This window comes from Sphingobium sp. FW306-1B-F04DB (genome assembly GCF_058781925.1).
The window spans coordinates 43,695-55,334 of the sequence record NZ_JBYSXE010000007.1; the positions used below are offsets into that span (position 1 = coordinate 43,695).

At 63.0% G+C, this 11,640-nt stretch carries 8 protein-coding genes and 3 pseudogenes; 6 read left to right on the forward strand and 5 right to left on the reverse strand.

What is annotated here, in order from left to right:
• The first annotated feature begins 49 nt into the window (after positions 1 to 49).
• The 4 genes and pseudogenes from AC3WJD_RS05740 (at position 50) to AC3WJD_RS05755 (ending at position 3,837) form a co-directional block, all read left to right on the forward strand.
• The gene (locus tag AC3WJD_RS05740; RefSeq protein ID WP_492745350.1) at positions 50 to 1,216 is read left to right on the forward strand and encodes a Gfo/Idh/MocA family protein; all 1,167 of its coding nucleotides are present in this window, start codon (positions 50 to 52) and stop codon (positions 1,214 to 1,216) included.
• A gap of 65 nt (positions 1,217 to 1,281) precedes the next feature.
• Positions 1,282 to 2,730 (forward strand): glucuronate isomerase, encoded by a 1,449-nt coding sequence (uxaC, locus tag AC3WJD_RS05745; RefSeq protein ID WP_492745352.1) that lies wholly within the window; start codon positions 1,282 to 1,284, stop codon positions 2,728 to 2,730.
• Between the two features lie 4 nt (positions 2,731 to 2,734).
• Positions 2,735 to 2,812 (forward strand): annotated as a pseudogene (locus AC3WJD_RS05750) (2-deoxy-D-gluconate 3-dehydrogenase); the annotation flags it as partial.
• A 14-nt stretch (positions 2,813 to 2,826) separates the two neighbouring features.
• The gene (locus AC3WJD_RS05755; RefSeq protein WP_492745354.1) at positions 2,827 to 3,837 is read left to right on the forward strand and encodes a sugar kinase; all 1,011 of its coding nucleotides are present in this window, start codon (positions 2,827 to 2,829) and stop codon (positions 3,835 to 3,837) included.
• Positions 3,838 to 4,565: 728 nt separating this feature from the next.
• Here the strand turns inward: AC3WJD_RS05755 and AC3WJD_RS05760 are convergent.
• From AC3WJD_RS05760 to AC3WJD_RS05780, 5 genes and pseudogenes are all read right to left on the reverse strand, one after another.
• Positions 4,566 to 6,434 carry a putative bifunctional diguanylate cyclase/phosphodiesterase gene (locus AC3WJD_RS05760; RefSeq protein ID WP_492745441.1) on the reverse strand — a complete coding sequence of 623 codons (1,869 nt, stop codon included), beginning with the start codon at positions 6,432 to 6,434 and terminating at the stop codon, positions 4,566 to 4,568.
• A gap of 6 nt (positions 6,435 to 6,440) precedes the next feature.
• Positions 6,441 to 6,917 (reverse strand): annotated as a pseudogene (locus AC3WJD_RS05765) (hypothetical protein); the annotation flags it as partial.
• Positions 6,917 to 7,543 carry a methylamine utilization protein gene (locus AC3WJD_RS05770; protein ID WP_492745356.1) on the reverse strand — a complete coding sequence of 209 codons (627 nt, stop codon included), beginning with the start codon at positions 7,541 to 7,543 and terminating at the stop codon, positions 6,917 to 6,919. The pseudogene AC3WJD_RS05765 and the gene AC3WJD_RS05770, both read right to left, overlap by 1 nt.
• Before the next feature lie 47 nt (positions 7,544 to 7,590).
• Positions 7,591 to 8,469 carry a hypothetical protein gene (locus AC3WJD_RS05775; RefSeq protein WP_492745358.1) on the reverse strand — a complete coding sequence of 293 codons (879 nt, stop codon included), beginning with the start codon at positions 8,467 to 8,469 and terminating at the stop codon, positions 7,591 to 7,593.
• A 797-nt stretch (positions 8,470 to 9,266) separates the two neighbouring features.
• Positions 9,267 to 9,418, reverse strand: a pseudogene (locus AC3WJD_RS05780) (IS5/IS1182 family transposase); the annotation flags it as partial.
• A gap of 490 nt (positions 9,419 to 9,908) precedes the next feature.
• Here AC3WJD_RS05780 and AC3WJD_RS05785 point away from each other — a divergent pair.
• Both AC3WJD_RS05785 and AC3WJD_RS05790 read left to right on the forward strand, forming a co-directional pair.
• Positions 9,909 to 10,520 (forward strand): NlpC/P60 family protein, encoded by a 612-nt coding sequence (locus AC3WJD_RS05785; RefSeq protein WP_492745359.1) that lies wholly within the window; start codon positions 9,909 to 9,911, stop codon positions 10,518 to 10,520.
• Positions 10,521 to 10,818: 298 nt separating this feature from the next.
• The gene (locus AC3WJD_RS05790; RefSeq protein ID WP_492745361.1) at positions 10,819 to 11,487 is read left to right on the forward strand and encodes an AfsR/SARP family transcriptional regulator; all 669 of its coding nucleotides are present in this window, start codon (positions 10,819 to 10,821) and stop codon (positions 11,485 to 11,487) included.
• The last annotated feature ends 153 nt before the right edge of the window (positions 11,488 to 11,640 follow it).

Sequence of the window (11,640 nt, forward strand, 5' to 3'; positions counted from 1 at the left end):
CCAATTCATCAATCGGCGCGACGGCGCCACGCCTCAAGGGAAACCAGCCGTGACCGAATCCAACCGCCGCGAGCTTCTGGGCCTTGGCCTGTCCGCGGGTCTTGCCGCCGGTTTCGTCACCGACGCGCTCGCTCAATCCGCCACCCGTGGCGATGCGCCGACCGAGGGCGCGCCGGCACGGCCCGCGCCGGAAGCAAAATATCGCGTGCCCTTCGCCGTGATCGGGCTGGATCACAATCATATTTACGGCATCACGGATGCCGTAATTCGCGGCGGCGGGGTCCTGACCATGTTCCACGCCGCTGATCCCAACCAGATCGCGATGTTCCGCAAGCGCTATGGCGACGTTGCGCTGGCGCGGTCGGAAGATGAGATCCTGGAAAACCGCAACATCAAGCTGGTGTGCAGCGCCGCCATTCCCCACCTTCGTGCGCCGCTGGGCATCCGCGTCATGCGCGCGGGCAAGGACTATCTGAGCGACAAGGCCGCCGTCACCACGCTGCAGCAGCTTGCCGATGTCCAGCGCACGATCAAGGAGACCGGCCGCAAGTACGGGATCATGTATTCGGAGCGCCTCGAGGTGCCCGCCGCGGTGATGGCGGGCCAGCTCGTGCACGACGGCGCGATCGGCCGGGTGATCCAGACCGTCAACCTCGCCCCGCACCGGCTGGCGGCGTCGGGGCGGCCGGCGTGGTTCTGGGATACGGCTCGCAACGGCGGTATCCTCACCGATGTGGGCAGCCATCAGGCCGATCAGTTCATTTATCTTACGGGCAGCAAGCGCGCCAGGGTCGTCGCATCCCAGACGGGCAATTTCGGCCATCCCGAGTATCCCGAGTTCGAGGACTTCGGCGACATGGTGTTGAACGGCGACGGCGGCACAGGCTATGTCCGGGTCGACTGGTTCACGCCGGATGGCCTTTCGACGTGGGGCGATGGCCGCCTGTTCATCCTCGGGACCGAGGGTTTTATCGAGCTGCGAAAATATGTGGACATCGCCGGACGACCGGGAGGGAACCACCTGTTCATCGCCGACCGGAAGGGCATGCGCTATCTCGACTGCTCCAAGGTGCCGTTGCCCTTCGGTCCGCAGTTCGTGACGGACATCGTAGAGCGCACATCGGTGGCGCAGGACCAGGAAGGCGCCTTGCTTGCCGCCGAGCTCGTGCTCACCGCCGAGGCTCGCGCAACGCCAGCCAGGGCTTTCGTGCGCTAGACGGTCACCTGGGGCGCGAAGCAGCCTCTATGGTCGGCAGAGGGACAAGGAGAGTCGGGAGCGTGATGACAGGCCCGTTGAAATTGCATGAAGATCGGTTGTTTCCGGCGGACGCGCGCACGCGTGACATCGCGCGCGCGCTCTATGGCGCGGTGGCGGCGCTTCCGATCGTCAGCCCCCATGGTCATACCGATCCCGCCTGGTTCGCGAGCGACGCGCCTTGGACCAACGCGACCGAATTGCTGCTGGCGCCGGATCATTATCTCTATCGCATGCTCTACAGCCAGGGGATCCCGCTCGATGCGCTCGGCGTGCCAGACCGCAATGGCGCCCCCGCGACCGACCCGCGCGACGCATGGCGGCTGTTTGCGGCGCACTATCATCTGTTTCGCGGTACGCCGTCGCGACTGTGGCTTGACCATGTCTTCGCCGATGTCTTCGGCTTCGACACCATGCTCTCGGCGGATACCGCCGATCGATATTATGACGCGATCGGTGCCGCGCTCGCCACGCCTGCCTTTCGGCCGCGCGCGCTGTTCGATCGATTCGGTATCGAGTTGCTGGCGACGACCGAAGGCGCGCATGAGGGGCTCGACGAGCACGCCACTATCCATGCCTCGGGCTGGAAGGGCCGGGTCGTCACCACTTACCGGCCCGACGCGGTAGTCGACCCGGAACATCCCGACTTCGCGACAGCGACGACGCGGTTCGCCGAGCTGACCGGCGAGGATGTTCATGACTGGCACGGCTATCTGGCGGCGCATCGCAAGCGTCGCGCGGATTTCCGCGGCGCTGGCGCAACCGCGACCGATCATGGCCACCCCACCGCCGCCACCGCCAACCTTTCGGCGGGCGAAGTCGAACGGCTGTTCCGGCGGATCGTGACGGGCGACTGGACGTCTGCCGATGCCGAGCTGTTCCGCGCCCAGATGCTCACCGAATTCGCCGCGATGAGCGTCGAGGACGGCATGGTCATGCAGATCCACGCCGGATCGTGCCGCAACCACAATCGCGCGCTGTTCGAAAGTCATGGGCGCGACAGGGGCGCGGATATTCCGATGCGCACCGATTATGTCGGCGCGCTCAAGCCGCTGCTCGACCGCTTCGGCACCGAGACGCGGCTGTCGATCATCCTCTTCACGCTCGACGAGTCCGCCTATGCCCGCGAACTTGCACCGCTTGCCGGACACTATCCGTGCCTCAAGCTCGGGCCTGCCTGGTGGTTTCACGACAGTCCCGAAGGCATGCGCCGTTTCCGCGAAATGACAACCGAAACCGCAGGCTTCTACAACACGGTCGGCTTCAACGACGACACCCGCGCCTTTCTGTCGATCCCCGCGCGGCACGATGTGGCGCGCCGCGTCGACTGCGCCTTCCTTGCCCGTCTTGTCGCGGAACACCGCATTGCGGACTGGGAGGCGGCCGAGCTGGCGCACGCGCTCAGCTACGGGCTGGTCAAGAAGGCGTACAAGCTCGACGATCCCGCATTTTTGCCGACTGCCGCAGCGGCCTGAGCCGGTGTTTATCGCATCCGCCGCCTCAGACCATGTTCAGGGCCATATCCTGGCCGTGGATGGCGGCTGGCTCGCGCGTTGAGAGAAAGGGGGCACATGACCGGCTGTATCGTCTTTTTCGGAGAACTGCTCCTCCGGCTCACCGCGCCTGACCGCGAGCTGCTTCTGCAATCGGGGCGGCTCGACGTGCATGTCGGCGGCGCCGAGGCGAATGTCGCGGTGGGGCTCGCGCGGCTGGGTCATATGACGAAGATGGTGAGCGCCGTCCCTGACAATCCGCTCGGCCAGGCTGCGATCACCGCGTTGCGCGGGCACGGCGTCGATTGCAGCGACATGGAATTGCGCGACGGGCGGATGGGCCTTTATTTCCTGACGCCCGGCGCGGGCCTGCGGGCTTCCGAGGTGGTCTATGACCGCGCGCATTCGAGCTTCGCCAGCGCGCCGGCCGATCTATTCGGTTGGAAAAGGCTGCTTGCAGGCGCCAGCCGGCTGCACCTTTCGGGCATTACGCCCGCCTTGGGGCCTGCCGCGGCGAACGCAGCGATCGCAGCCGCCAGCGCCGCCGGCGCGCTGGGGGTCCCGGTTTCGTTCGACGGCAATTATCGCGCGCGGCTGTGGGAAAGCTGGGACAGCGACCCCCGGACTGTGCTGACGCAGCTCGTCGAGACGGCCGATGTGCTGTTCGGCAACCATCGTGACGTGTCGCTGCTGCTCGGCAAGACCTTTCACGGTGACGGTCCCGAGCGGCGGCGCGAAGCCGCGGAGGCCGCCTTTGCCGCTTTCCCGAAACTCAAGCTGATCGCCTCCACCGCGCGCCATGTCGACGATGCCGACCGGCATCGCATCGCCGCGCGGATCGACACGCGCGATGCCACGCACCAGACCGACGAGGTGGTCGTCGCCGGGATCGTCGACCGGATCGGCGCCGGGGACGCCTTTGCAGCGGGCGTGTTGCACGGGCTGCAGATCGGCGCCGATCTCGACTGGACCGTCCGCTCGGGGCTCGCGCTCACCTGCCTCAAACATTCGCTGCCCGGCGATGCCAGCCTGTTCGGCCGCAAGGACATCGATGCTTTCCTGTCGGGCGACCTGGACGTCCGGCGCTGACGTCAATCCAACGGCGGCTTGCTCCCGACAATTGGAAACACAGCGTCGGGATCTCGACGGAGCGATTGTCAGCGACGTGGCATTGACCGATTTGATCCGCATGCCCTTGATGGGCACGGGCGCCGCCTGGACCAATGTGTGGCGGCTTTCAGGAGCCGCCAGTCATCCTCGGAATGACAGAGACGCGGGCGATTGCCGTCAGTGATCTGCCAGAGGACAGTTGCCCGACACGGAATGTGCAGCGGCGCTTACGCTGCGTGGTGTCGGTACGGTCGCCTCCCGCCAAGTTGCTCCATATGTTGATTGTTTGAACTCGACCCTCGGAACGCCAGAGCACCTTCGCGCGACTTGCGACGAGGCCCGTGCGAAAGCCAACAGTTACCAGGGTCCGTTCGCCACCAAGTCCAAGGTAGTTCAAGCGATGCGGTGGCTCGATAAAATGGTCCGAGAACGAGCTAGCTGCGAACGCATTTGAAGGTTGAGGCGTGATGTTTGGAAGGCGGCCCGCTTTAGGAAATGGCATCTATAACTAAATGAGTGGGATTGGGTGGTGGGCTGCCCTTCCCGCCTCCGAGAGGAAACTGGCGGCATCCGCCGACAAGTCAGACATTAAAATCGTTGGGCGCCCTGCCCAAAACCGGCCGTTCAGCCATCTGAGATGATGGTGCGAATGGACCGTACACGGCCGTCTGGCATAGAGCGGAGAGCTCGTGGAAACTGACGTTGGTTCAGGCGGCGTACTGGTTTTCGACTGCGCTGCCCGGAACCACGCCCAACATCTCGCGCACCTTCGTCCGATTAACTGGTTTGCTGAACAAAAAGCCTTGCAACGAATTGCATCCTTGCGCGCGCAGTTCGTCCACCTGACCCTGCTCCTCGACTCCCTCGGCCGTCGTCTCCATGCCTAGCGCGGCAGCCAGGTCGGTGATCGCGCGCACCACCGCGACAGCGCCCGGACGCGTCAGCAGGTCCTGAATGAAGGTCCGGTCGATCTTGATCTTGTCGAAGGGGAAAGCCTGCAGATAACTGAGGCTCGAATAGCCGGTGCCGAAATCGTCGAGCGCGATCTTCACTCCCAGCGCACGCAGGCCATGGAGCAGCTTCAAAGTCTCTTCGCTGCTGTCGAGGAAAATGGATTCCGTGATCTCGATCTCCAGTCGCTCCGGCGCGAGCCCGCTGCCAGCGAGCGCCTGAAGCACGGTCTGAGTCAGACCCCTACGCCGGAACTGGACCGATGACACGTTGACAGCGACACGAACATGCGAGGGCCAGGCCGCCGCCTGCATGCACGCTTCATGCATCGCCCAGGCGCCGATCGGCAGGATCAGCCCGGTTTCCTCGGCCACCGCAATGAACTCCGCCGGGCAGACAAGGCCGCGCTGTGGATGGTTCCAGCGAATGAGCGCCTCAAAAGAGCCGATGCAATTGGCCTTGAGATCAAAGAGCGGCTGGAAATAAAGCTCGAACTCCCCCTGTTCGATCGCCCGCCGAAGGTCGCCTTCGATCGCGCGACGGGCTTGCGCTCGTTCGTTGAGTGCTTCCTCGAAATGGCAATAGGTGCCGCGCCCCTCGTCTTTCGCCCGATAGAGCGCGAGATCGGCGTTGCGCAGCAGAGTGTCGATATCGGCGTCATCCCTGCCCGCAATCGCAATGCCGATGCTCGCGCCCGGCAGAATATCGTGACCGTCGATCACCAGAGGCTGCCTGACCGCGGCAATGATGGCTTCCGCCAGCCGCTCCACGGTGTCGCGTGCTTTCGGCCCCATGTGCAACACCAGGAACTCGTCGCCGCCGAGTCTGCTGACGAAGCAGCCGTTGGCAGCAGTGGTCAGTCGCTCGGCCACGGCGATCAGCATCGCATCGCCGACCGGATGGCCAAGCGTGTCGTTGACGGTCTTGAAATTGTCGAGATCGATGCAGAGCAGCGACAGATCCTGCGCCGGCCCGCGCATTGCCACAAGCTGCTCGACATGCTTCTGGAACATCGTCCGGTTGGGCAGGCCGGTCAGCACGTCGTTGAAGGCGAGGTGAGCGATATGCTTTTCGCGTTCTTCGATCTGATCGACCATCGTGTTGAAGCTGGTGGCGAGGCGCGCCAGCTCGTTGCGCCCCTCGATCTCCACCTCGCATCGGTCGCCGCGCGCGAAGCGACCCACCGCCTCGTCGAGAATCGCCAGAGGGCGGGTGATCCGCGCCGCGGTGCGCCAGGTCGCCACGATCACGCCAGCCAGCCCCAGCAAGGCCACGACGGCGATGATCGCCTGCACCGGCCGATAGGGCGCGAGCGCCGCGGATTTGGGATAGAGGAGCAGGAGCGCGGCGTGCTGGTCGTCAGTGAACGTCGGTAGCGATTTCACCAACGCGAAATTGGTTTCGCGGCCGAGAGGTAGTTCAAAGGCACTCCGGCGATCGAGAAAGCGATCGAATATGTTCGCCGCCTGCTCGTCGATCCGCAGGGTATTGTCGGTCACGCGCTGCCAGTTATGCTGCTTGCGGATAATGATCTCCGCTTCCAGCGCGATCGGCGACAGACCTTCCAACGCGCGCATTTCCCGGGCGTCGAGGTCGACGGCGAAAACGATCCAGCCGATCTCCATGGGCGCGAGAACGGGCGCCGCCACAACCTGCTTGATACGCCCGCCCAGCTCTGCCACGCCCACGCGCTCGCCCGCGTCGAGCGCACCGCGGAGTTCCTGGATCTGTTGCGGCGTCGGCAGGGCACCCAGCCCAGTGACGTGATTGTCGGGTGTCAGAATGAAGGCGCTGCGGACATCCATCCGCGACTTGAGATTGTCGAGCGCGGAAAGCGCCGTTGCCCGGTCACCGGTCGCTACCGCCGCACGGAAACCGAAATCCTTGGCGAGCAGCGTGGCCGCGCCGCCAAGTTGGGCGGCGCGCTGCTGCCACAGCCGATCATAGACGATGCCGTTAGCGACCAGCTCTTTGCCAACCTGTAGCGACGCCACCTGCTCGGTGCCCACGTAGAGCGCGATTGCGATGCACAGCATGGCCGCCGAGAATAGTCCGGCATAGAGTACCGATAGCTGCGCACGTAGCGAACGAAAGCGGAAGTGCCGCATCAATAGCCGCGCATATTGTGCATCGGCGGCGGTCGGAACTTGACCGCCACGCTCTCAGCGCGATCGGCTGTTCCGACGTTGATCTCGCGCGCCTGCTGGTTTTGTGGGCCGACCAAGGAAGGATGCCAGACGGTGAGCGTATAGCGCCCCGCTGGCAGCGCGGCAAAGGTCGCCCGGCCGTTGGCGTCAGTCCCATCGGCAAGAGCCGTATCGGTGACATAGATGAAGGCCGACATGCTGTCGTGGATGTTGCAGCCGATCGCTACCACCCCCGGCTTGTCGAACTTCACGCTTCGCGTCTGGTCCTTCGCGAAGAGCTTCAGTTCGAAGCGCTTGGACGGTGAGAAGGAATAGACATGATGCTTGAACGGATCGAGGTTGGGGAAGGAAACCGTCGAACCGACCGGCACGATCGAGACGAACGGATGGAACTGTGTCTCCTTTTGGTTGACCTGGTAGTTTCCCACACGCGGTGCCGGGCTGGCCTTGCCCACCGGGCGCAGTGTCACGACGACATCGCGCGCGGGCCTGCCGCCCGCATCCGCGACGCGCACTGTCAGCGTGCCGGCAAGAGCAGGCGTGGCGGCCAGGGCAAGCCCCAGCGGAAACAGGGTCGCGAAGCGCATGACAGCCAACTTAAGCCGCGGATGGTAAAAAGCGGGTTACGGTCGTGCTACCATCGGGCGCGAAGGCTGAGCTGAAGCTGATTGCTGTTCTGGTCGGCGGCCAGCATCATCCGATTTCGCGCCAACCGGTCGCTTTCGACATGCAGGCCTTCGACGAGCAACGTGAGGTTGTCGTCCAGCGCCCGCTTCGCTGCGAGCGTCACGGCCCATCCTTCCTCGTTGTCCTCGGCCGTCACCGCGCTCCCGCGGTTGCGCGTGTCGAACACTTCGATCCGGGCGGCGAGCGCCCCCTGCTGGAACTGCCGCGTCAACAAGGCGAAGGCGGAGCGGAAGCGAGTATCGACCCAGATGTGGCCGTCCATGGGAAAGCCCATCCGCGCCCTGCCGCTCATTCCCTGCGCGCGCAGCTGCCAGTGTTCGGAAAGATCGGCAACGAAACCGATATTGTCGAACCGCGTGCGCCAGCCCCATTCCAGGTCGGCGTTGACCGCTTCGGGATCACCGCCATTGTCATAGTGGAGATATTCCAGATGCATTGGCGCAGGCGGATCCCAGGCGAACTTCGCATAATAGCCGGGCCGCTTGAAGAACCCCGGATCCATGTCGAGCACGGGATGGGTGTAAGGTGGCTGGATCGTCTGGACGAAGGTCGAGGTCAGTGGCAGCGGTTGGCGGCGCCCTGCCACGATCTTGCGGTCATGGAGCGCCCAGCCGCGAAAGGCGAGCAGCGCGCCCGCGGTATCATTTGCATCAAACAACGCGGCCGTGGCCGTGAACCTGTGCTCACCAAGCCGGGCCGAGCCGCTGAACTCGCCTCCGATCACCTTCACCTCCTCGCTGATCCAGCTGTTGATCGCAGAGGGAGTAATCGTGCTTGTCACGGTCCATTCGGGACCCGAGTGCTCGAGCGACAAGGGTGGCCACATCAGGCCCGCCCGGGCTGAAACGCGAACGGCGGAATCAGCGAGGGGCTTCCACGAAAGGAAGGCTTCTGAAAGTCCGGCTTCCAGATCGGGTCCGCTTTGCACGAGCCCAACGACAGTGCCGGAAATCGACCAGGTGAAACGTGGCTGCCAGATCAGATTGGCTTCGCCGAACACGGGATCGAAATGAAAGTCGGACGGTCGCCCCGACTGGCTTCTGCCGAACCGGAGCTTGCCAAACCCATTTTCGGTCCAGGATCGCTCTCCATCTACGCCGACTATCCTTACCTCACCCGCGACTGTCAGCGTCTCGGCGGACAACAGGTCCATTCCTCCTGGCTCAGCCTTCGCTGGCGCAAAAAGCCCCATTGTCGCCAGCAGCAGCATGCCCCAGCGAACGAATGCAATGGGCGGGGAATGCTCGGCCACCATGCGGCCAACTCTGCCATCATATGGTTAAGTCCCGGTGTATTCTCGCCGGCCTCTCGCCTGTGTCGGCGGCTTCTGGTGCCCTAACCGCAACGGATCTCCCGCGGGTGCTTCGTGAGTTCGCGCCACGAACGTCCACGTTCCGATGTTCGAAAGCAGCGCTCGAGCGGTCAGAATGGGCACGAATTCTTGGAGGCTGAAATCGCCGGGCGGGTTCAACCGGTCAGCGGCCTGCACGAAGAATTGAACAGTAGCTCGCGACCCGATCGCGTTGAAAAAGGTATATTGGATCGTAGGGTATTGGACAGCATGTCAAGAGGTCGGCGTTCACTTTCTCGTCTGGCGAGCGTCGGCTTTGAGCTGAGTCGATCCAGCTTTACCATCCTTAGAAAGTTCTGGGCTGTAGCAGCCATGATAACTCACTCTTCGCTCCGTTCTGGCCGCGTAACGGTTGCTGGTCGAGCTTGAGGATGCATTTCAGCTGCGCCAGCATCTCGACCTTCTTCCGCTGACGAAAGCTGACATGGGCGTGACCACTGTGGATCGGTGCCGTGAATGTCGCTTCTTTCCTATGCTCACCGACTGCAACATGCCAAAAAAAGCAGCCTCATTCATTTACTCAATGGTTCGGGGCGTAGCGGCTTGAAAACGCACGATCCGGCAATTGCCGATGGTGCGGAGTTTCAGATGACGATCATATGGAACGCTGCGGCACAACTACAGGCTGCAATCCCTATCGAGCCGAAACCTCCGGCTCCCAGGTCAAGCTGCTGGACGCGACGACGAGTGCGTGGATCGCGACCCTGACCCTTGGCGCGCGGACCGTCAGACTGGAAGGGCCATCGCGCTCTTTCGGTGAGCCCACGGCCGCTGATCCGGTGCACCACCGGATTTGGGTGCGGACGCTGCCATTGCCTTTCAATGGCGATATAGCTGAAGTTTGGTTGCATGGCTGGCTCGAGCAGGCCGTAGAAGCGAACAATTTGGGCGTGCCCGACATACTGGCCATCGCAATGCAATATTTGCATGGGGCGCCGGCGGCGAGCGATGGCGCAATCCAGATCGCCGGTGCGGCCGAATATGGACCTCTGGTCGACGGTGCGCGGCAGGAAGGAAGCGACTTCAGCGACTATCTCGGGATCAGCTGGCAGTATCCCGACGGCACCTGGGATCCGCCCGAACATGCACAATTTCGGTGCCTCGACTGTTCGGGATTCATGCGCATGGTCTGGGGCTACCGCCATCACATGGAAGGCAGTGACTTTGAAGATCGCATAGCGCTGTGCAGATCACCGCTGCCCGATCGCTCGGCCATTCCGCGGCGCGCCTATGAAATCTTTGCAAACGGTCCGGGTATCGTCGCGGTCGATCGTCCCGAAGAAGGCGCCGCGGACATTTCGGCCGTGCGCGTGGGCGATCTTGTCTTTTTCGATGCCGATAGCGGTGACGGCGCGCAAATTGACCATGTGGGCATGTATCTTGGCACCGACGATGGAGGGCATTCGCGCTTCATCTCGAGCCGCAAGCGACACAATGGCCCGACCATGGGCGATTATCGCGGTCGTTCGATTCTCGATGGCAGCGGTCTGTACGCGCGTGCTTTTGCAGGCGCGCGGCGGCTCTGACCTGATTTGGTTCCCTACGATTGACCAAACGGGAATGGTCGGGGGCAAAGCAATCAGCCGTGCCTCAATGCCAAAAGTCTGGCCGAGCTTGACAAGAATTTTAGCAGGATGAAGCATCCCTGACGCACTGCCACAAGGGATTCCGAGTCGCGACCAGAGAACAAGTCGTTGGCAGTTTTATGGTCCTAAATACTTTCGGGTCATGCCGTCACAAACGATGGCGCAAGCAAGCGAGACAGATCTCAAACATTGGCTTCTCGCCAATCTAGGGGCTACGCGAATGCCTGCGGATGGTCGAATGGTCGGAATTGTCGGGAGCCTCGGCGTGCGTCCGATGTCTCGGCTGTCGCTGCCCGCGAGGCGCTTGCTCGCCTATCTTGCGTTGCGCGGCGGGCAGGTTTCGCGGCAGCGCGCTGTCGACGAACTCTGGCCCGACCTGCCCGAAGAAGCTGGAAGGGCAAATCTCCGCCGGGCATTGTGGCAAGTGCCAAGGCCTTGGACCGAATGCGCGGGGGAGGAAATCCTGTTGCAAGCCGATTGCGATCTGCCTCTGGCGCGGATTGCAGTTGCCCGCGCGATTGCGGGAGAATTACTGAGCTTCGACGAAATCGATCTGCTGTCAGCCGACATTCTTCCAGGATGGCACGAAGAATGGGTTCTTGCCGCCCAGGCGGAGTTTCACCTTATCCGCGTGCAGGCGCTCGAAGCTGCTTGTCGATCGCTGACGCGTGTCAATCAATATGCGCTGGCAGTTCAAGCAGGTGCCGCTGCGGTTGCCGCCGAATCGCTGCGGGAATCAGCCGCGGAAGCTTTGATCGACGCCCATCTTGGGCAGGGGAACCGTTTCGAGGCGGTGCAATGCTTCCGCGCGCTCGCGGCGCGGTTGCACGAAGAGTTGGGGATTGATCCGGACACTGCCTTGGCTGAACGAATGAAAATGCACATTGGAACCCGTCTCGTCGCCTAGGGGTAAATCGTAAAGACGGACGTTTCGCGGACGCCGCACGGACGCTGATGCCTGCTTGCCGAGACGGCGTGGCACGTCCGCAACGACTCCACTCGGATATTCCTGCAACAAGTCGCGCACATTTGGGGACGGTCAGTTCGCTCTATTGGTTGA

Excerpts from the sequence above, each read along its gene's own strand:
- uxaC (WP_492745352.1), top strand. The coding sequence starts at position 1,282 with ATGACAGGCCCGTTGAAATTGCATGAAGATCGGTTGTTTCCGGCGGAC.
- AC3WJD_RS05755 (WP_492745354.1), top strand. The coding sequence starts at position 2,827 with ATGACCGGCTGTATCGTCTTTTTCGGAGAACTGCTCCTCCGGCTCACC.
- AC3WJD_RS05760 (WP_492745441.1), bottom strand. The coding sequence starts at position 6,434 with ATGGAGATCGGCTGGATCGTTTTCGCCGTCGACCTCGACGCCCGGGAA.
- AC3WJD_RS05770 (WP_492745356.1), bottom strand. The coding sequence starts at position 7,543 with ATGCGCTTCGCGACCCTGTTTCCGCTGGGGCTTGCCCTGGCCGCCACG.
- AC3WJD_RS05775 (WP_492745358.1), bottom strand. The coding sequence starts at position 8,469 with ATGTGGCCACCCTTGTCGCTCGAGCACTCGGGTCCCGAATGGACCGTG.
- AC3WJD_RS05785 (WP_492745359.1), top strand. The coding sequence starts at position 9,909 with ATGCAATATTTGCATGGGGCGCCGGCGGCGAGCGATGGCGCAATCCAG.
- AC3WJD_RS05790 (WP_492745361.1), top strand. The coding sequence starts at position 10,819 with ATGGTCGGAATTGTCGGGAGCCTCGGCGTGCGTCCGATGTCTCGGCTG.